Source organism: Marinobacter sp. ELB17 (genome assembly GCF_000169375.1).
Classification (GTDB): Bacteria; Pseudomonadota; Gammaproteobacteria; order Pseudomonadales; family Oleiphilaceae; genus Marinobacter.
The window spans coordinates 113,339-131,973 of sequence record NZ_AAXY01000006.1 but is presented as its reverse complement, the minus strand read 5'-3'; the positions used below and the strand labels follow the sequence as shown (position 1 = coordinate 131,973).

General features: G+C 55.6%; 19 protein-coding genes and 1 pseudogene. 11 read left to right on the top strand and 9 right to left on the bottom strand.

Annotated elements, in window-relative coordinates; translation table 11 throughout:
- Positions 1-87: 87 nt before the first annotated feature.
- From MELB17_RS09870 to MELB17_RS09855, 5 genes are all read left to right on the top strand, one after another.
- Positions 88-801: an AzlC family ABC transporter permease gene (locus MELB17_RS09870; protein WP_036184296.1), complete on the top strand. Its 714-nt coding sequence runs from the start codon at positions 88-90 to the stop codon at positions 799-801.
- Positions 794-1,138, top strand: coding sequence for a branched-chain amino acid transporter permease (locus MELB17_RS09865; protein WP_007350084.1), 345 nt, complete (start codon positions 794-796; stop codon positions 1,136-1,138). The genes MELB17_RS09870 and MELB17_RS09865 overlap by 8 nt, the downstream gene beginning before the upstream one ends.
- A gap of 30 nt (positions 1,139-1,168) precedes the next feature.
- Positions 1,169-1,297 (top strand): hypothetical protein, encoded by a 129-nt coding sequence (locus MELB17_RS26145; RefSeq protein ID WP_007350083.1) that lies wholly within the window; start codon positions 1,169-1,171, stop codon positions 1,295-1,297.
- Positions 1,298-2,149 carry an AEC family transporter gene (locus MELB17_RS09860; protein ID WP_264673227.1) on the top strand — a complete coding sequence of 284 codons (852 nt, stop codon included), beginning with the start codon at positions 1,298-1,300 and terminating at the stop codon, positions 2,147-2,149. It begins immediately after the preceding gene.
- 61 nt (positions 2,150-2,210) lie between these two features.
- Entirely contained in the window at positions 2,211-3,116 is a 906-nt protein-coding gene (locus MELB17_RS09855) for a RibD family protein (protein ID WP_007350081.1), read from the top strand.
- Here MELB17_RS09855 and MELB17_RS09850 read toward each other — a convergent pair.
- From MELB17_RS09850 to MELB17_RS09835, 4 genes are all read right to left on the bottom strand, one after another.
- Positions 3,097-4,044 carry a lysylphosphatidylglycerol synthase transmembrane domain-containing protein gene (locus MELB17_RS09850; RefSeq protein ID WP_007350080.1) on the bottom strand — a complete coding sequence of 316 codons (948 nt, stop codon included), beginning with the start codon at positions 4,042-4,044 and terminating at the stop codon, positions 3,097-3,099. The two genes, MELB17_RS09855 and MELB17_RS09850, sit on opposite strands and share 20 nt — an antisense overlap.
- A 5-nt stretch (positions 4,045-4,049) precedes the next feature.
- Positions 4,050-6,014, bottom strand: coding sequence for a glycosyltransferase family 4 protein (locus tag MELB17_RS09845; RefSeq protein WP_007350079.1), 1,965 nt, complete (start codon positions 6,012-6,014; stop codon positions 4,050-4,052).
- Positions 6,001-6,399, bottom strand: a complete 399-nt coding sequence (locus tag MELB17_RS09840; RefSeq protein WP_007350078.1) for a 6-pyruvoyl trahydropterin synthase family protein — start codon at positions 6,397-6,399, stop codon at positions 6,001-6,003. The genes MELB17_RS09845 and MELB17_RS09840 overlap by 14 nt, the downstream gene beginning before the upstream one ends.
- 68 nt (positions 6,400-6,467) lie before the next feature.
- Positions 6,468-7,481, bottom strand: a complete 1,014-nt coding sequence (locus tag MELB17_RS09835) for a zinc-dependent alcohol dehydrogenase (protein WP_007350077.1) — start codon at positions 7,479-7,481, stop codon at positions 6,468-6,470.
- A 64-nt stretch (positions 7,482-7,545) separates the two neighbouring features.
- Here MELB17_RS09835 and MELB17_RS09830 point away from each other — a divergent pair, with 64 nt between their 5' ends.
- Both MELB17_RS09830 and MELB17_RS09825 read left to right on the top strand, forming a co-directional pair.
- The gene (locus tag MELB17_RS09830; RefSeq protein WP_007350076.1) at positions 7,546-8,301 is read left to right on the top strand and encodes a CDP-alcohol phosphatidyltransferase family protein; all 756 of its coding nucleotides are present in this window, start codon (positions 7,546-7,548) and stop codon (positions 8,299-8,301) included.
- Complete coding sequence (locus MELB17_RS09825) at positions 8,288-8,923, top strand: YceI family protein (RefSeq protein WP_007350075.1); 636 nt, start codon at positions 8,288-8,290, stop codon at positions 8,921-8,923. The genes MELB17_RS09830 and MELB17_RS09825 overlap by 14 nt, the downstream gene beginning before the upstream one ends.
- A gap of 23 nt (positions 8,924-8,946) precedes the next feature.
- Here the strand turns inward: MELB17_RS09825 and MELB17_RS09820 are convergent, their stop codons facing one another.
- On the bottom strand, positions 8,947-9,873 hold the full coding sequence (locus MELB17_RS09820; RefSeq protein WP_007350074.1) for a DMT family transporter: 927 nt from the start codon (positions 9,871-9,873) through the stop codon (positions 8,947-8,949).
- A 114-nt stretch (positions 9,874-9,987) separates the two neighbouring features.
- On the opposite strand from MELB17_RS09820, the gene MELB17_RS09815 reads away from it, so the two are divergent.
- On the top strand, positions 9,988-10,851 hold the full coding sequence (locus MELB17_RS09815) for a LysR substrate-binding domain-containing protein (RefSeq protein ID WP_007350073.1): 864 nt from the start codon (positions 9,988-9,990) through the stop codon (positions 10,849-10,851).
- On the opposite strand, the gene MELB17_RS09810 is transcribed toward MELB17_RS09815, so the two are convergent.
- Positions 10,778-12,478 carry a L,D-transpeptidase family protein gene (locus tag MELB17_RS09810; RefSeq protein WP_007350072.1) on the bottom strand — a complete coding sequence of 567 codons (1,701 nt, stop codon included), beginning with the start codon at positions 12,476-12,478 and terminating at the stop codon, positions 10,778-10,780. The genes MELB17_RS09815 and MELB17_RS09810 overlap by 74 nt on opposite strands.
- 171 nt (positions 12,479-12,649) lie before the next feature.
- Here MELB17_RS09810 and MELB17_RS09805 point away from each other — a divergent pair, with 171 nt between their 5' ends.
- Both MELB17_RS09805 and MELB17_RS09800 read left to right on the top strand, forming a co-directional pair.
- Complete coding sequence (locus tag MELB17_RS09805; protein WP_007350071.1) at positions 12,650-13,414, top strand: murein L,D-transpeptidase catalytic domain family protein; 765 nt, start codon at positions 12,650-12,652, stop codon at positions 13,412-13,414.
- A gap of 45 nt (positions 13,415-13,459) precedes the next feature.
- On the top strand, positions 13,460-14,149 hold the full coding sequence (locus MELB17_RS09800) for a haloacid dehalogenase type II (RefSeq protein ID WP_007350070.1): 690 nt from the start codon (positions 13,460-13,462) through the stop codon (positions 14,147-14,149).
- 61 nt (positions 14,150-14,210) lie between these two features.
- Here MELB17_RS09800 and MELB17_RS26355 read toward each other — a convergent pair.
- Positions 14,211-14,291, bottom strand: a pseudogene (locus tag MELB17_RS26355) (glyoxalase); the annotation flags it as partial.
- Between the two features lie 18 nt (positions 14,292-14,309).
- Here MELB17_RS26355 and MELB17_RS09795 point away from each other — a divergent pair.
- Positions 14,310-14,681: a LysR family transcriptional regulator gene (locus MELB17_RS09795; RefSeq protein WP_007350068.1), complete on the top strand. Its 372-nt coding sequence runs from the start codon at positions 14,310-14,312 to the stop codon at positions 14,679-14,681.
- Between the two features lie 86 nt (positions 14,682-14,767).
- Here the strand turns inward: MELB17_RS09795 and MELB17_RS09790 are convergent, their stop codons facing one another.
- On the bottom strand, positions 14,768-16,543 hold the full coding sequence (locus MELB17_RS09790; RefSeq protein ID WP_007350067.1) for a bifunctional diguanylate cyclase/phosphodiesterase: 1,776 nt from the start codon (positions 16,541-16,543) through the stop codon (positions 14,768-14,770).
- Between the two features lie 6 nt (positions 16,544-16,549).
- The gene (locus tag MELB17_RS09785; protein WP_007350066.1) at positions 16,550-18,040 is read right to left on the bottom strand and encodes a methyl-accepting chemotaxis protein; all 1,491 of its coding nucleotides are present in this window, start codon (positions 18,038-18,040) and stop codon (positions 16,550-16,552) included.
- Positions 18,041-18,635 lie beyond the last annotated feature (595 nt).

Below are 18,635 nucleotides of genomic sequence, written 5' to 3'. Positions count from 1 at the left end.
GCTTATGCTTCGTCGCGGTTTTTTGGTTCTTCAATCTGCGCTTTAAATTGACTATCATGGCCGCCTTTAAAAATAGTTTGGATGCTAATGACTCCTTCCGCGTTTCGACTCACCCTGCCAATCCTGTTTGGCTATTTGCCGCTGGGCATGGCGTTTGGCGTACTGTTTGCCACACAGCTTGATTACCCGTGGTGGATAGCCCCGCTGATGGGTGTACTGGTGTACGCCGGTGCCGCGCAGATACTGGCTGTCAGTTTGCTGGCCGCCCATGCCGGATTGCTGGAGGTGTTTATTGCGATGTTTGTGCTCAACGCCCGGCATTTGTTTTATGGCCTGTCTTTGCTAGGGCAATTTCGCGGCGCTGGCTGGCGTAAGCTGTATTTGATATTCGGCCTGACCGATGAAACTTACTCGCTTCTCACCAGCCGCCAGCGCACCGAAACGCGCGAGCAGGAGTTGCATACGGATTTTCGCATTACCCTACTGAACCAGTTGTACTGGGTCGTCGGCTGTGCGGCCGGTGGGTTTTTGGGGCACAGCGTTGCCTTCAACAGCACCGGCATTGAATTTGCGCTGATCGCTCTGTTCATTGTGCTAACCATTGAGCAGTACAAAGCCCTGGGTGAAACCTTTCCGCTCTGGCTGGGTGCTCTGGCCGCCGGGGTGGCTATGGCCGTTCTGCCAGCGCCGCACCAACTCATCGGAGCCATTGTGATCGTTTCACTGGTGTTGTTACTGCAATATCGCCGGCACAGAGACGCTCTGACCCGCAATCGCAGCGAGGAGACAACCCATGGCTGAGAACCTGTTTCAAAACTACTATCTGTCCAGCTTTATAGCAGTAACGGTGCTGGCAACGTTCGCCACCCGCATCATTCCGTTTGTATTTTTCGAGCGCCATACTGAACACCCCCTCATCAAACACCTGGGGCGCTATTTACCCGCCGCTGTTATGGCGTTGCTGGCTATCGTTTTTTTACAACGTTCGGCGACATGGTCTTTACCGGTGGTTGGTCTGGACGCGCTAATCCCCGGCGTTCTGGTGGTGCTGGTTCACCTTTGGCGCAGCAATGCCCTGCTGTCCATCGCTGCGGGCACCCTTCCGTATATGGCCATTCAACAGGCCGGTCTGTTCTGAGTCATAGCGTTCTGAGTCATAGCGTTCTGAATGACCGGGCCGGAATCATTGGAAAACACCTCTATGGAATTGCTGGATACCTTTGCCCGAACCCTGGAAACCACACTGCCGGTATTCTTCATGGTCTTTATTGGCATGGGGCTGCGCCGCGTTAATTGAATAGATGATGCGTTCGTCAATACCGCTTCAGCCCTGGTGTTCAAAGCAACATTGCCAACGCTGATTTTTCTGAGCATTACCCGTGCGGATCTGAGCATCGCTCTGAATCCCGGTTTGCTTGTGTTCTTTTTGATGGCGACCGTTGGCACCTTTTGCCTGGCCTGGGTGTGGGCGCACTTCCGCGTGCGTCGGGAAAACCGAGGTGTTTACGTACAGGGGGCATTCCGCGGCAACTGTGGCATCGTGGGGCTGGCTCTGGCGGCCAATCTGTACGGCGATTATGGTTTGTCTGCCGGTGGCATTCTGCTGGGCCTGGTGATTATTTCCTACAACATCTTGTCGGTGGTGGTACTGCTGGCCTATCAGCACAGCCAAAGCGCCAGCCCAGGAAAAATCCTCCATAATATTCTGCATAATCCACTGATCATTTCGGTGGTTGTTGCCATTCCCGTCGCTGCGTTGAATCTGGAACTGCCCGCCTGGGTAATGACATCGGGGGATTACTTTGCTTCTCTCACTTTGCCGCTGGCACTTATGTGCATTGGCGCTACCGTATCACTGCGCTCCATTCGCACCCACAGCCGCACGGCGATGGGCGCCAGCCTGATGAAAATGGTGACGCTTCCTGCGCTGGCCACAGCGGCGGCATGGCTTTGGGGCTTTCGCGGCGCAGAACTGGGCTTGCTGTTCCTGTTTTTCGCCAGCCCGACGGCGGCGGCCAGTTTTGTAATGGTCAAAGCGTTGGGGGGGAACGACCGCCTGGCCGCGAACATTATCGGGCTGACCACTTTGCTTGCCAGTGTGACCGTTACACTCGGAGTATTTGTTTTGCGCAGTTCCGGCATTATTTAACCGGGGCGGGTGTACCTTGCACGCTTTCCCTGTTTAGATACAGCCAACGCAACCGGACCGAATGGCTATGGATAGACTGGCTATAGAATCCCCACTTCTGGACACCCACTCAGCCTGGCAACTTATTCTGCAGGCACGGGGTTGTGCCAACGTTGTTTTGCCGGTTCCAAACAGCACAGAACCCGCGCTCGCCTTGTCTGAAGACGACGGAAACTGGCGTTTGTTACGCCCTGCCAGCGAACAGGCACAGCAACTGTTTGATTTATTCTTACCTTTGGCAAGCCCACTGGCAGACGGCCAGACCACATCGGTTATCGGCCAATTAGGCCAGAGCCTGGACGGCCGTATTGCCACGGTGAGTGGCCATTCGCGATTCATTAATGGTGATGATGGTATTGTCCACTTACATCGCATAAGGGCGTTATCAGACGCGGTTGTGGTGGGTGCTGGAACGGCCGTGGCCGACAACCCCCAGCTTACAGTCAGACGCACCTCTGGTGACAATCCGGTACGGGTGGTTATCGACCGCCGCCGCCGGGTGCCCGCCAGCCATCATCTGTTTACCGACAACGCAGCCCCAACACTTCGGCTGGTCGCCGGCGATTACCAACCCGGCCCGAAACCAAAGCTGCAAGGGTTAACGAGTGTTCTGGAAGTTCCATGCCTGGGTCATAACCAGCAACCCGTTTGCCCCGCGCAAATATTGGCGGTGCTGGCAGACTTTGGTTTGCACAAAATATTCATAGAAGGTGGCGGGGTGACTGTGTCGGCATTTCTGCGCGCGCAATTGCTGGACCGATTGCACGTGATGGTGGCGCCAATGATCATCGGTAGCGGTCGGCCAGCGTTTACGCTGCCCGAAATTGATCAACTGGACGACGCGCTGCGGCCGCGGGCAACGATGGTCAACCTGGGTTCTGATATGCTGTTTGCTCTGGAATTCAACGTTAACCACGGCGGCCTTTAAGCAGCACCAGGGCGCCTGGGCAACTGCCAATAAACATCAACGCACCGTAGCCGACACTGAGCGCCACGCCCTGCTCCGCCGGCAACCCCGCCAACGGCCACAGCAAAGCCGCGGCGCCTTCGCGTATACCCCAGCCGGCCACGGTCAGTGGAACGACCATACTCAGCAATAACACGGTACACAGCGCCAGAAGCACAGCCGCTGCAGCGGCACTGTTGACGTAATCCGCGGCCACCGCCAGCAATAAAAAAACCGCAAGATAGCTGGCCACAACCAACAACGACGACATCAGCTGCAGCGGCAAAGCGGGCCAACTGAACAAAGCCTGGCGCACATCAACACGCAAGGCCAGAAGATAAGCCTTGAACCGGGCGCTGTAAATCCGCAACAACAGCAAACCACCCGCTACTGCCAGCAGCAAAACAATAGGCAGCCAGCCGATTGCAGCGGAAGAGCCCGCCAGCGACGGTTTGAACACGTTTGCCTGCCAAAGCACTATCAGACCCAGCCCAACCACCAGCGCTAAAACCAGTTGCCCAGACAGCCGTTCAATCGCCACCGCGTGGGCCGCTTTTTGTCGCTTGCCGGCTTTGGCGCCGTGGCGAAACGCACGGTTCACATCCCCCAGAACGCCGCCGGGCAAAACCTGGTTTATAAACGTGGCCAGGTAGTATTCCTGCACGGCATCACCTAAGCCGATGCTCAAGCCGAGGCGTTTGCATGTGTAACGCCAGCGCCAGGAAGAAATGACGACCTGAACCGCACTTAGTACAACGGCCGGCAGTACCACCCAGAGCGGAATTCGTTGCAGCTCACGCCACAAGGCCGTGGTATCGACCAACAAGAAAAGTGCGCCAAGCAAAATTGCACTCGCCAGCCAGCGCCAGGCAGCGGTGCCCCGCACGCCCGGTTTTGTGGTAGCAGACATACCGGCTACCCGGCCCTTGGCGGCAACGCGAGCAGATCTTCATGGCACACCGTAATGCGCAAATCCCCTGCGGCCAGCTGCCGTTCTCTGGCGTCAAGCCAGACCCTTAAACGTGTGCTCTGATCCAAGTCCTGCTGGATGGCAGCATTTACCCAACCGTGCATCAATTGGCGCGCCAGCTCAGCATGCTCTTCACCTTCACCTTCACCCAGCTGCCAGTCACTGGCGGCAATGTGCACCTCATAACCACAGCTCTTCAGTTCTGCGGTCAGCGCTGCAGTGGCGCTTGGCCCCAGCGCCGCTCCCAGGCCTTTGTCGCCATGTTGGTGTTGATTCACCAGTACGCGCAGCAGATCGTCATCAGAGTGCTGGGGGCTAAGCTCGAAGCGTCCGGCGTAGCTCAGCACAACCAATAGGGCCGCGCGTTTGTCCGCGACCTCTTTTACCAGCGCCTGCAACCATTGGGCCGACACAAGGTCAATCAGCGCCGATGCGGTCACCAGGCGTGTATCCGCGGGTAATAGCCCGGCAAACGTTTGTGGTAACAGCTGTAAAGCCCGGAGCTCAACGCTCAGGCCTAGCGGCTCTAGTCGCGCCGCTGCGGCTGCCAACAAACCCGTGTCTTGGTCGATCAAAAGCCACTTCTGCGAGTTATCAAGTACCTTGGCCAAATACCCGGCATTAGACCCCAGCCCGGTACCCAGATCGACCAGCGTTGGCGGCTGCGGCCTTACTTGGTCACCCGATTGCTGTTGTAGCCAATCACGCAGCATGGTGTTGAGGTTTTGCGACCGCGCCTTATAATCCGCTGGCTGTCGCAGGCTGAGCCAGTCAGCGCTGAACTCGGTATGCGGGTGATGGCTTTGAAAGTCGGTTAGCGCGGCCGTAAAGGCGGCGGCTGTATCGGCCCAGGTGCGCACACGCTGCGACTCGGACTCGGCACTAAGGCGGGCTTGCGCCAGGACGTCAGGCTTGGTTATCCAAATACCCAAACGTTCACGCAACGCTGCCACATCCCCCGCGTTGTACATCGCAACGCCGGGGCGATCGGCGGTGTGCAATAAAGCGCCACCGTTGGAGGAAATAACCGGCAAACCGACACCCAGTGCTTCATCAATCACCATGCCATAGCCTTCGTACAGCGACGGCAACACGAAGATATCGGCGTTGCGGTAAAGTGCTGCCAGCGCATCGCCGTCCACTTCGCCGGTCAGCGTAATACTCGAACACAAATCAGCCTGCTGAATCTGCCGGCGCACCTGCTCGGCGTAGTGCGGATCACGATCACAGGCACCCGCCAGAACGCACTGCCACGAGGGTAGCTCTTTCAACCCGGAAAGGGCTTCTACCAACTGATGCTGGGCCTTACGCGGCGACAGTTGCGCAACGCATAACAGCCGTATCGTCTTTGTGTCCTCAACCGTGCCACCGGCAGAGTGTTCCGGCGCACCCAAAGCACGCTTTTCGACACCCGGTTGGGCGATGCGGATGCGGTCTGGCGATACGCCAAAATCCTTAAGGCGTTCTGCGGTGAAGCGGCTGGTGGTCACAACGTGGGGCACCGCCGCCAGCGCCCGCTTTTCGGCGGCAAAGAACCACGCTTGCTGCTGCGAGCTCAGGCCAGTTTCATCGGCCAGCGGATGGTGAATCAACGCGACCAGATTGAGCCGTGACCGGTGTGCTTCCAGTATTTCTGGCATGGCGCTCATGGCAAGTCCGTCGAGCACCACCCAAGACTGGTCTGCCGCACTCGCAAGCAACTCGTTCATGGCCGTTAGTGCCACGGTATCAGGCTGCGGAAACTGGCCTGGCAATCCCGTTATTCGTGCGTTTATGCCGGGCTGGTTTACCGCGCCAGCTTGGTTGAGCGCGGCTACTAACTCGCGTACGTAGCGATAACCACCGGTGTTCTGTTGCGGATCACCCGGTACAACAAACAGCAGCTCGTGGCTGGATTCAAATGTCGCCATGGTAGCTGGCCCAGGCAATATGGGATTCCGCCAAGGTTACCTTCAGGCGTTCAACACCTTTGCCTGACTCCCCCAGTTGGCCGGTTCGAATCACCGCTGCAAGTCGTTCAAATATAACCTTTGCCATAAATTCGGTGGTGGTGTTGCGGCCTTTGAATTCCTCCACGTCGTCCAGATTTTTCATGTTGAACTCCGCCAGCAGTGCTTTCAACTGCTCTGAAGCAAGGCCAATGTCCACAATCAGATCGTCATAGTCGAGCGTCTTACGCTCAAAGCTAACGTCAACGATATAAGTGGCGCCGTGGGTTTTCTGAGCGGGCCCAAAAATTCCGCCGTTAAAACTGTGGGCAATCATGATGTGATCGCGAACGGTCAGGCTGTACATTTAAATCTCCTTTGGCAAAGCATAATGTGAGAAGCCTACTGTGCAAAGCTGTCTATAAAGAGTTATGACTAATAACGAATTCGATGGCATAAAGTATCATCACCCGGGCCAAGAATTTGCGCCATGGTTTGCGGCATTTGCTCGAACGGGGTTTCTGCGCTGATCAGAGCGTCTAACACCGGATCTTGCAGCAAGTCCAGAGCCAGTATCAGGCGCCGGCGATAATCCCAGCGCGGCTGGCGAAGCGGGCTAATCCCACCCACCTGGCTGGATTTCAGGGTCAGGCGGCGGGGATGAAAGGCCCCGCCCAGGAGTGCGTTGACGGGCTGGTCGCCGTACCAGCTCATTTCCACCACCGTTGCCTCCGGACCAGCCAGGCCAAGGGCTGTCGCCAAGCCGGCACTTTGGCCACTGGCGTGAATCACCAGGTCAAAATCATCGGCGCTGCTTTGGCTGGCGAAGTTCAGGCCCAGCTTACGCGCCACCGCCTCGCGACCAGAGTTGGTGTCCAGAGCGACGACGTGGGTTCCGGGTATGCGGCTGGCTAACCAGGCTACCAGCAACCCAACAACACCCAAACCCACCACCGCAATGCGGTCGCCCACGCCGGGCATGGCATCCCAAAGGCCATTTACAGCGGTCTCCATATTGGCTGCCAATATTGCACGAGCCGCAGGTAACCCCGGCGGCAAAGGCGCAACGGCCGAAGCAGGCACTTTATAACGTTGTTGATGTGGGTACAGACAAAATACCGTCTTGCCGGCTAATCCCTCGGGGCCACTGACAACTCGGCCAACATTGGCGTAGCCGTATTTAACGGGCCAAGGGAAATCTCCCTGCTGAAAAGGTGCGCGCATACTCTGGTGCTCGCTGGCAGGCACTCGGCCATGAAATACCAGAGATTCGGTGCCACGGCTAACACCGGAGTACAACGATTGCACTGTTACCTCAGTGTCGGTAGTGGCCGCACTCGTGCCTGGCGGGTCACTCAAAGCCGTGTCCAGTATTTTCCCTTCGCCAGCGGCGGTAATCCAGAATGCCCGTGTCGCAGCGTGCGATGAGTCATCATTTGTGGAACTCATCTAGTACTCCTTGTGTCTATACTGAAAGTTAAACAGTCTACAGAATTATTAACGGAGTTCACTGATGAATTCAGCACCCCAGGCGCAAGGCCTTGCGCCATGGATGGACCTGCTATGGAGTGCCATTGTGCTGGCGGTTTTGTTTGCACTGGTGATTCCGCCTGTTGCATCAACCCAGGCTGCCGCAGCCACACTGGCCACCGCGATAACCATCATTCTTTATGCCGCTATTGTGGCGAGTGTGCTAACACGCTGGCCGCCACACCAAAATTTTGGCTGGGCCAATCGGGCAACTCTGCTGCGCGGTTGCATGATCATTGTATTGGTGGCCATTGCCTGCGCTGTGGCCGCAGGTGCTGAACTGTCGGTTAACCGCCTTTGGTGGTATGCCGTTGCGGCTTTGTTAGCACTGATACTGGACGGCGTAGACGGTCAGTTGGCGCGGCGCACCAACAGCACCAGTGAGTTCGGCGCCAGATTCGATATGGAACTGGACGCGCTGTTTATTCTCGGCCTGTGCCTGATGGTTTTCGCCATTGGCAAAGCTGGCGCCTGGGTACTGGCGCTGGGCCTGATGCGCTATGGATTTGTAGTGGCTGCCTGGGCCCTGCCATGGATAAACCAGCCGCTGCCGCCGAGCTTCCGCCGCAAGACAGTCTGCGTATGGCAGATTGTCACGCTGATGGTGGCAATTGTGCCGACAGCGCCTTCCCTGCTTGTCAGCGTGTCGCTGGCAACGGCGCTGTTGCTGTTAACCTGGTCGTTTTTTCTAGATGTATATTGGCTCTATCAACGGAGAGAACAACATGAAACAGACTGAGAAAAACCGTACTTCCGGAATCGCTGTCCTATCCTTGCGCCAAATTGCTAGCGCTGTTCTAGTGCCTGTTTGTTTGGCTTCAGCCCCGCTGGTTCACGCCGAGCCGACCCACTTCAAGGTCGATGACGAGCACTTTTCCATGGTGTTTGAAATCATGCACATCGGCTACGCCCCGGTGATGGGCATGTTCCGCGAGATAGAAGGAGCATTTGTTTACGACGAGGAAACCCGTGAGCTCAGTTCCGGCAAGCTGATATTCAAAAGCGACAGCGTATTCACCAATCACAAAAAGCGCGACGAGCATGTCACCAGCAAAGACTTCCTCGACAGTTCCAAGCACCCCGACATCGTTTTCACCATGACCGATTTCAACACCACCGGCGATAACACCGGCCAGGTCACCGGGGACCTGGCCATGCTCGGGCAAACCAATCCGGTTGTGTTAAACGTAACGCTCAACAAATCTGCGGTTTATCCGTTCGGGCACGAGGAATACACCCTGGGTATTAGCGCCGAAACCCGACTGAAACGCAGCGAATGGGGCATGACCTACGGCCTTGATGGCGACATGGTGGGCGACGAAGTTACCCTGCGCTTTGGTTTTGAAGCTATCAAGGAATAGGGTTAGCTCTAAGTTGACCGACTCTAGGCCGGTTGTTGGCGGCCAGATTTCATAGATGCCACCACCGAGCCGGCCACTACCAGTAACGCCGCCACCGGCAAACGCCAATCCGGGGAGGCAATGCCCGCAACAACCAAAAGCACCGCGGCCAATACCGGCACCGCATAGGCCAAGCTGCCAACCAACGCCGTAGGCCCGGTACGCACAGCCAGGTCCCAAGCCACCATAGCAAGCCCATAAGGTCCAAGACCAAGAGCGATGCCGGCCAGCAAAGCCCCACCGGAAGGCATTCCCAGTGCGCTCCCAGTCAAAGTATCTGCGGTTGCCGCGCCGGCGCCTGCAACCAGAAACAGCAAGGGCATCAGTGGTGCAATCGCTACCGGCGCCGCCTGACAAATCCACGAATACAATGCCCAACAGCAAGCGGCCAGCAGTGCCAATGCATAACCGGCGTAATGGCCGCTAGTGCCTGCTCCCAGGGAATCAGGCGATATCAAGACCGCTGCGCCACAAAATGCAATACCGGCCCCGACGATGACTGGCAATGAAATGCGCCGATGAAACATCCATTGGCTAAGCACAATAAACAGTATGGGCCAGGTGTACGTAATCAACGCGGCCTCCGCAGCAGGCGCCTTATCCATGCTCGCCAGATAACTGGCCACGGCGCCAAAAATCAGCGCCGGTACCAATCCGTAAATCACCAGTTTCCACTTGAGCGACAGCGTTACCTGCCTGGGTTCCGTTTGCGCTTTTTTGCGCTTGCGCAACGTCATGGGCAAAGCCGCCACAGCACCACTTAACAGAGCAATTGTTGCCAGCCGAAACGGCGGTACCGCGCTTGCGATATCCACCAGCAGCGGCGCGATCGCCCACAGGACAACGGCGACAAGTGCCGCAAAGACGCTGAGATAAAGCGGTTGGTGTATTGCAATGGTATGGCTACTCACCGTTAGTACTCCCTCGACGCTGCTGAATTAGCAAGACAGGGTCTAACCCTATACACTTTAAACACATCACAAAATCGACATTTTTTGATTGATAACATAACAGGAATTGATGATTTGAGACGGCGCATTCTGGATCTGAACATGTTGCGTACGCTGGTCGCGATTGCCGACGCCGGCAGCGTGACTGCGGCGGCTGAACGCCTGGCTTACACACAATCGGCTGTGAGCATGCAGCTGCGACGGCTGGAAGCATCATTGGACGTTGCCCTGCATGAACCCGAAGGTCGTAAAATTCGCCTGACAGCCGAGGGGCAAAAGCTGGTGGGGTACGCGCGAAAAATGCTGGCGCTAAACAGCGAAGCGGTGGACGACGTTCAACGCCGACAGGTCTCCGGCGAGCTGAGCCTGGGTATTCCCGAGGATTACGCCTTTCTGCTGACGTCCGTGTTATCGCACTTCAGCCAGCGATATCCGGCGATTCAGTTACAGGTTATTTGCCGCTCCAGCGTTGATCTGGTGAAGCAGGTACAGGATGGCGGCCTGGATATGGCCGTGGTAACGCGTCAGGTGCGTTCACCGGGCGGTGAGGTGATTCGCCGCGAACCGCTGGTATGGGCCGTTGGCGCCACCGCGCAACCATCACTGGCCGACCCGATACCGCTCGCGCTTTATTCGCCGGGCGCAGACGTGTTTCGTGATGTTGCTGAAGCGTCGCTGGCGGCTGCAGGCCGGAGCTGGCGCATGGCCTATTCCAGCCAGTCCATGACCGGCCTTTTACCGGTTGTCGTGGCCGGTTTGGCGGTGGTTGTGGTAACCCGCAATATGCTAACCGATCAACTGCGGGTGATTGACGAGCGCAGCGGCATGCCGGCGTTACAATCCGTTGAAATCGCCCTGCACCGCTCTATTGGCCGGCCATCGGAACCAGCACGTCAACTGGCAGACCTGATTCGGACTCACCTGGCGTCAAATGATTAAACTCGAACCAGCCCTGTGATCCCAAAGGTTGGTCGAGCGCTTTCTGCAGTCTGGCATCTTGTTGATAAATATCCGGGCGAAACACCAACTCGCCGTCTTCGCCCGGGTGTACCGTCCAATAATGCAGTATGACCGGCATCGTGCGCCGCAGTTTAATATTGCGGGTGTCTCCAGTCGCAATCAATGCTTTCACATCCGCAGCCGTGTCGGTGTCGTCAAACAGCAGTTGTGCCAACTCCGTTATGCCTTGTACCCGAATGCAACCCGAACTGAACGCCCGCTGTTGGCGCCCGAACAGCGCCTGCGCAGGCGTATCGTGCAAATACACCAGGTGGTTGTTGGGAAAACGCAGAACCAATTGCCCCAGCGCATTCATCGGGCCCGGGCCCTGGCGCAGCATAATGCTACCGGGATTCCACCAGTCGATCTGTTGCGGATCCAGGCGCTGCCCCCGAAGGTCAAGCACGCTCATGTTCTGGCGATACAGATAGCCGATGTCATCGCGAATTTTTGGCAACGAGTCTTCCCGATAAATGGTCGGTGGCACTGTCCAGGTCGGATTGACGGTTAAGTGGGTAATCTCGGAGCGCAGCGACGGCGTGCTGCGATAGGGCTGGCCAACCACAATCCGCGAACGCCAGATTTCGCCGTTAGGGCGAAAGTAGCTTATGCGATAACCGGCAATATCCACCAGAATAAAAGCGCTGGCTTCGCCGTGTAACAACCAACGAGCGCGCTCCAGGTTGGCTCGAATCTGGTTAATGCGCTCGTCAACAGACACATTAAACGCGTTTCGTGTTTGTTGACCCACTATACCGTCTGCCTCCAGCAAGTGGTGTCGCTGAAAAAGACGCACGGCCCCTACCATGGCTTCATCGTATTCAAGAAGAGTCGCAGTCTGTTCTTCGGGCTGGACAGCGGACATGGCGTTTTGTAAGCCCAGGCCTCCTATCATCGCCAATCGCTGGCGTAGCAGAGGGACATCGGCGTCGACATCGCCCGGCCTTAGTGACTGAGGTCGTTGCGGCAACTGCTGCCAGCCGCCCTCCAGCTGGATATTGCGATAGTATGCCAGCCCCGCACGCAGGCGTTGGTAAGGCGCCGGGTAAGGCCGTGCCAGGGAAAACGCCTGTTCAAAACGCTGCGCATCTACCGCCTCGGAAATTCCCTGATAATCCAGAGCGCGCGCCATAACCGGTATTTCCCACTGAGGATCAATCTGATACGGGTCCACCTTGCCGCGCTGCAGGTGCGTCAACGCGGTCAACAGGATTCGGCTTACCGACAATTCAAAGCGCAGGCGATCATTGGCTGTAGTGTACGGTGCCTGCAGTTGACGATAACGCGCCATGATGGCGCCGGGTTGGTAGTCGGTTACATTCAGGCCATCACTTTGCAGGGTATTGAGTGCAGCAGCAAAAGCCGCAACCGATTCACTGTGCTGCCACACAAACCGACCGTCTCTAGCCGCGTAAAAAGCGCGCAAATCTTCAGTTTCAAACGATAGGTAAGCAGCGAAATCTTGGTCTGACTCGCTGTTTTCCTGCACCGCCACGCTGTGGCCGGCAACTCCCAGCCACAATACAAGCGGCAGCAAAAAGCGGCTTATCGCATGACGCCCCAGCATACAATTCCTCCATGTGCCAGATAAAAACTGGCTATTTCGACCTCTAACGTTATAATTACGCACCTTGCGGAAAACCGGATGATCCGCGTTTATAGTGACAGTATGATCCGCCTTTACCAGTAAGACAGTTTAACGTCAGGTAAAGTCCTGCCTTTAATACGGATTTTCTGGATGCCGATGATACGTTTAAACCAATGGCTGCTCGGCGCGGCTCTGTGTAGTCAAATAATTCTGGGGGGCCACAATGCGATGGCCGCCAATTCCGACAAACCCTTAACTAAAGCAACCTCTGATAGCGCAACGTTTAGTAGCGCAACGTCTACAGCCCAGCAAACTCGCCTCAACAACACACTGGCAAAGCTGGCACCAAGAGCCAATCCACAGGTCTTGCGCCTGGCAGCGCGGGCACTGGCCTGCGCACAACCCGATGCCAAGAGGCTTGCCGTCATCGATTTTTCATTGCCATCAACTGAGCAGCGGCTTTGGGTGTTTGACCTTAAACGCCAAAAATTGCTGTTTAAAGAGCTTGTGTCCCATGGCCGGGGCTCGGGCAATGCCGAGGCCAAGTCATTTTCCAACATTCCGGAAAGCTATCAATCCAGTATTGGCCTGTTTCGCACGCTCAACAGTTATCACGGTCGCAACGGCTACTCATTGCGCCTGAAAGGATTGGAGGCAGGCGTAAACGATCTGGCCTACCAGCGGGCCATCGTCATTCACGGTGCCGATTACGTCAGCAAGAACTTCATAGAACAAACCGGGCGTTTGGGGCGCAGCCACGGCTGCCCTGCAGTTCGCCAGGAAGTCGCCATCAAACTGATCGATAGCCTGAAAGAAAACCAGTATCTGTTCACCTACTACCCGGATCCCGAGTGGTTGGCAACGTCTGAATTCTTAAGCTGTAAACGCACAGATGCCCGACTGGCCATGAACTGATGTCTAGTTTCCGCGATTAATAATGCAACCCAAAAGAGAATGTTCATGCCCGACAAGAAGTTTCCATCCATTATTGTGTTTGATGTGAATGAAACACTTCTCGATATAACCACTCTGGAGCCTTTATTTCATCGCGTGTTCGGCGATCGACAGGTGCTGAGGGAATGGTTTTCGGCATTGGTTCTTTATTCACAGACAATGACTCTGTCCGGTCTTTACACGCCCTTTGGAGCACTTGGCGTGGGCGCACTGCGGATGACCGCCGACATTCACCAGGTGGACATTGGGGATGACGATATTGCGGAGTTGAAAACGCGGATGAGTACAATGCCGGTGCATCCGGACGCTATTCCAGCTCTTACCCGGTTGCGCGATGCAGGTTTCAGACTGGTCACCCTGACCAACTCCGCCAGCGGCGCTTCGCCCACCCCGCTAGAAAAGGCGGGATTAAGTCACTTTTTTGAGCGAACCTTCAGCATCGAGGAGACGGGTAAATTCAAACCCGCCCCTGAAACCTATCGCCTGGTCGCGAAGGCGTTGTCTGTCGAGACCTCAGACTTGTGCCTGGTCGCCTGTCACCTTTGGGACACCATAGGCGCCCAGGCCGCCGGTTGCCGCGGTGCATTTGTCACCCGCCCCAACAACGCTATTCTACCTGCCCCTGGCGTACCCCTTCCAGACCTGGTTGCAGCCGAACTAACCGACCTCGTCGATCAGATTATTGGCTGCCGGTAACACGTTGTAAAAACGCCCGACTGTCGCACACAGGCAGTCGAGCCGTTCAAACCAGAACGCGTCAGTAGGCGCCGTCGCTGTAAAACAACTCGTAGCTGTGGCTGTAGATTTCCACAATGTTTCCGAACGGGTCTTCCATTTTTAACGTGGAGAAAGGCTGGTGACGCCTGCCAGTATTTCAAAGCCGAACTGGGAAGTATTAATGGAACTCGGGTTTATAGATCACCCGGATGGCGCCCATCATGCTGAAATGCTGCTAGGGGCTAATTACCCTGAGTTTCAACACAGCAATCTGTTTGAAAAAAAGGGGTTCTCAAATCAGATCGGCCTGACTCTGGAGCCCGTGAGCTTAGGTTTAGGCTTTACCGTATTGCCGGCTCATGCGGTTGAGGCCTTTCAGGAGCGTCAGCTTGTCAGGACTCACCAGCTTCCCAATCCGGTTAGCGAAACCCTGTATCTTGCGGTAAGGCGTGAGATACCGATGCACAACAGGATGAACACTGTGATCACAGAAGCACGCAAATGGCTGTGAGTTCAGAGGGGTCATGCAGCCTAACCAACCGAGCCATCAAGCGCTGGCCATCATTCGACGTGTTTTGTGCCTTTTTTGATACCACGTCAGGCTAAAAGAGCCGTTTTATGATCATCAGACATCTCGTTTAGAGCCGCAATATTACTCACAATCTGGATCCCGCTCACTGCTTTCTTGGCCTTGGACTTGGCAACCGCTGCGGTCGCTGCCAGATCTGCTGCGGAACCAAATGCCCGGCTATCTGCAACAACGATTCCTGCTGAGAGAGCCACGAGGGGGAACTGCCTTGGCAGGCCATCACGATCTTCACCCGTTATGAAGCCCGCCTGACGTATCGCTTCCGGATACCGCGTTGCCGCCTCTAAGGCAAAAAGTTGTTGCACTTCTTCGCAGCGTTTTCGGATTTCAAGCCGGTCGCTGAATACCACAAAATCATCCCCGCCAATGTGGCCAACCCACTCATTATCCCCATTGAAAACCGTGCACAGTTGTCGTGCCAACGACAAGATGACCTCATCACCTTTGCTATAACCCAACAGGTCGTTGAAAGGCTTGAAGTGGTCAATATCGAAATAAATGCAGGTGAACGGGTTGTTTTGCTGAAGCCGGCGAACGGCTTCCTGCTGAATCAGAACATTTCCCGGCAACTGAGTAAGAGGATTGGCATGTCTCGCCTGCTCCACCCGACTCCGGGTCATCATGCGAAGCAGAGACCGGGTTGAACCCAGCCCTATGTAATGGCCATTCCTGGTCACGATGAAATGCTGTTTGAGGTAATGAAGGTCGTCCTCTAAAAGCGACTGGCTGACCGCTTCCAGAGATTCGTCATGCTCCACGACAAGCGCATCATAGGCCGTCAAACTAGACACCGGCTTTGTCTCATTGAGAGCACGACCATAGGTTGAGCTGAAAACTTCCAATACACGCCATTTATGCAGCAGACCGAGAGGCCTGTCATTATCCACCACGGGCAACGCAAATATGGAGGGCGAAGATTGCAGAACCTGCCAGGCCTCGCCCAGTGACGCCGTTGGAGCAAGTGGCACGATGTAGCGCCCCAGGTATCCCGCATCGGAGGTCGCCTGACCCCCGCCGATGGGAGCCGGATTGTCCAGTGCTGACAATTCGGCGGTAGGAAACGGATTGGGGCGTCCCAACAGAAAGCCCTGAATCAGATGAATTCCCATTGAGCGCAACAGCGTCAGCTCAGCAACTGTCTCAACGCCTTCTGCAATCAGCCGGCACCCCAGCCGCTCACAGAGGTTAATAACGGACCGAACGAATTCTTTTTTTACCAGGTCTCGATCAACATCGCGAATAAAATGCCGGTCAATTTTGACAAAATCCGGCTGAATTTCAGACCAGAGTTTTAACCCGGAGTAACCCGTGCCCAGGTCGTCTATCGCAACCCGGAAACCACGTTTCTTCAACGCAGTCAATCGAGCCTTTAGCGCCTCCGGGTTATCCGCCGGATAACGCTCGGATAATTCAATAACAACGTTTTCCGGCTTGAGGCCGTTGGTCGTCAACAAAGACTGTAAGCGATCCTCCGCAAACACTTTCGGTAACAGCAGCCCCGGTGAAACATTCACGAAAACCAGGTGGCTGACTCCGTGGCGAATGCAGCTTTGCCCGGCTTCCAGCAGACACGCCTGCTCCAGGCTGATCACCTGCTTGCATTGCTCTCCTGCCTGAAACAATGCAGGAGCCCCGTGAAGCGGGCTGTCCGAAGGTCCCCGGCTAAGTACCTCATAGCCAAGAACAGTTCCTTTCTGGCAGTCAACAATGGGTTGAAACATCGTTGAAATAAGCTGCTGATCAATAATACGCTGTAGCTCTCTCGCTTGGTCACCGGCTGTCATTCTGTGTTATGCCCCCTGAATCTGGAAACGAGAAATCAGGGCTCGCAGCGATTCTGACTGCCCTCGCAACTGATCGCTTACCGTTTTAGTGTGACCGATATGCTGTTCCAGACCCTGAGAGCTTTCTCCCAGCGCATCCGCGCGCCGCCCCACCCGGCCAATCTCATCCCTTTGAACGTGCACTGCCTCGTCTACCTCAGTGGTAAAATGGCTGAGATCATCAAAGGTTTGTTTAAGTGCCACCAGGTGGGTCTTGAGTGTTCCCAACGTCTCCCGGTTAGTGCCACCGGCTGCCCGGGTCTCATCCAGTAAGCCGTTGGCACTATTAACCTGGGTGACAAGCTCGCTAACCCACTGACGCACCTGATTGGTGGATTCACCTGTGCGACGGGACAGGCTTCGTACTTCATCGGCCACAACGGCGAAACCCCGGCCCTGCTCTCCGGCGCGGGCCGCCTCAATCGCTGCGTTCAGGGCCAGCAGGTTGGTCTGCTCAGCGATGTCCGCGATCACGCCAATCACCTGTTCGATCTTTTTACTGGAACCGTGAAGGGCCTCAATCGCTCCTGCCACGCGATTAATAACCTCAATCGCATGTTCAGCGGCACGCTCACTCTCGCGCAGCTGGTTCTGAACATCATCGTTGCCTGCCACAGCGCCAGTGACCTGCGTTCGGGAATGCTGCGCTGATTGCTCAATCTGGCTTGCGCTCTTGGTAATGGCGTTCATTGATGAAACCACATCGTGGATCTGGCGAGTGTTATGTAACGACGAGGCCTGGACTGCATCGGCCTGCTCATCCAGATTGGCTGAACGCTGCTGTAAGGCGGCTGCAGCGTCTGTGACATCCCCCACGAACAGTTTGAATTTTTCGATCAGACCGTTGATTGCTAACGCCACAGCCGTTACTTCATCACGACCTGAAATCGGCAGCGGGGTGGAAAGGTCTGAAGCGGCTTCCATGGACCGGAGGCGTTCCGCGATCAACTGAAGCCTCGTGGTCACCGTGCGGCGTAGCCAGTATGTTAATAGCAGGATACCAAACAAGACAAAAAGGGATCCCCCAACCAGTAAGTGTTGTTGCTGTTCGAGGAATTCGACCAGCGCGGCAGACCCTGCCTCCGCCTGTTGGCGGCCAACCGAGCGCCGGGCATCAATGCCTTCAAGCATGGGATCAAGGGCTTGATAAAGCTGAAAGTCCACCACTTTGCCGGCCGAATAATAACTGGCTTCATCAATAGGTTCTTTCAGAGCCACAAGCAGGTTCAAAACGGCCTGATGGGCCTCCATGTTCTTCTCAGCCCAACCTTGCAGGCGCGGGTTACCAAGAGCTGACTGCCATTGCGCCTGTATTGCCACCGAGGTTTCTTCGAACTGTTCGTTGATCTCATCCCACAGCAGCAGTTGAGCTTTAATTTTGTAGGAAAGGCCCTTGAGTTGGCGATGGCTGCGATCCAGATCCGTAAGCAGCCAGACATCCGAAATCTGCTCTCGCACGAGTCGATCCGTCGCCTCCTCAGCCTCCCGCACCACTGACATAGAAAGCCATGTCAGACCGGTAAGAGCTATTAAACAAAACCCAGAAAACACTACTAAGCGCTGATGGACGGTAAGACGCATAACGTGAACTACCTCTCGAAACGTTCACGGTGAGCATAGGTCACGATCATGACAGCTTTGTTTCAATGGTTAGCGTGCCAGAAGCATTTTTAAATATAATCAAATTTTTTCAATACTTTACGGGCACGACTCCAAGGAACTGTCGAAGGGCACACGTTCGTCGTTTTTTTGGTGGCAGCCCGCTTCGGATCAAGGTTCAACCTTGATACAGGTTGCTACGACGACGAGTTCCTACCAAAGAAGGAGTTGCGGAAAACGATGGTGGCAAAGGAGCTAAGTGCACAGAGAAGATGAAAAATTTGATTTAACAGCATTGCACAGCATCAAAGTCCGCCAAAAGCTAAAAGTAAGCAGCCGCCAGCAGCCATAACTTGTTGAAAAAAATTTTTCCGATCAACACCCCCCCCTTCTCGCCGTGCAAAATTCCCGCCCTCCGAAGGCAGTGGTCACAGGTTCGAATCCTGTCATCTTT

Coding starts and splice junctions, on each gene's coding strand:
- MELB17_RS09870 (WP_036184296.1), top strand. CDS start 88: ATGACTCCTTCCGCGTTTCGACTCACCCTGCCAATCCTGTTTGGCTAT.
- MELB17_RS09865 (WP_007350084.1), top strand. CDS start 794: ATGGCTGAGAACCTGTTTCAAAACTACTATCTGTCCAGCTTTATAGCA.
- MELB17_RS26145 (WP_007350083.1), top strand. CDS start 1,169: ATGACCGGGCCGGAATCATTGGAAAACACCTCTATGGAATTGCTGGAT.
- MELB17_RS09855 (WP_007350081.1), top strand. CDS start 2,211: ATGGCTATGGATAGACTGGCTATAGAATCCCCACTTCTGGACACCCAC.
- MELB17_RS09850 (WP_007350080.1), bottom strand. CDS start 4,044: ATGTCTGCTACCACAAAACCGGGCGTGCGGGGCACCGCTGCCTGGCGC.
- MELB17_RS09845 (WP_007350079.1), bottom strand. CDS start 6,014: ATGGCGACATTTGAATCCAGCCACGAGCTGCTGTTTGTTGTACCGGGT.
- MELB17_RS09840 (WP_007350078.1), bottom strand. CDS start 6,399: ATGTACAGCCTGACCGTTCGCGATCACATCATGATTGCCCACAGTTTT.
- MELB17_RS09835 (WP_007350077.1), bottom strand. CDS start 7,481: ATGAGTTCCACAAATGATGACTCATCGCACGCTGCGACACGGGCATTC.
- MELB17_RS09830 (WP_007350076.1), top strand. CDS start 7,546: ATGAATTCAGCACCCCAGGCGCAAGGCCTTGCGCCATGGATGGACCTG.
- MELB17_RS09825 (WP_007350075.1), top strand. CDS start 8,288: ATGAAACAGACTGAGAAAAACCGTACTTCCGGAATCGCTGTCCTATCC.
- MELB17_RS09810 (WP_007350072.1), bottom strand. CDS start 12,478: ATGCTGGGGCGTCATGCGATAAGCCGCTTTTTGCTGCCGCTTGTATTG.
- MELB17_RS09805 (WP_007350071.1), top strand. CDS start 12,650: ATGCCGATGATACGTTTAAACCAATGGCTGCTCGGCGCGGCTCTGTGT.
- MELB17_RS09800 (WP_007350070.1), top strand. CDS start 13,460: ATGCCCGACAAGAAGTTTCCATCCATTATTGTGTTTGATGTGAATGAA.
- MELB17_RS09790 (WP_007350067.1), bottom strand. CDS start 16,543: ATGACAGCCGGTGACCAAGCGAGAGAGCTACAGCGTATTATTGATCAG.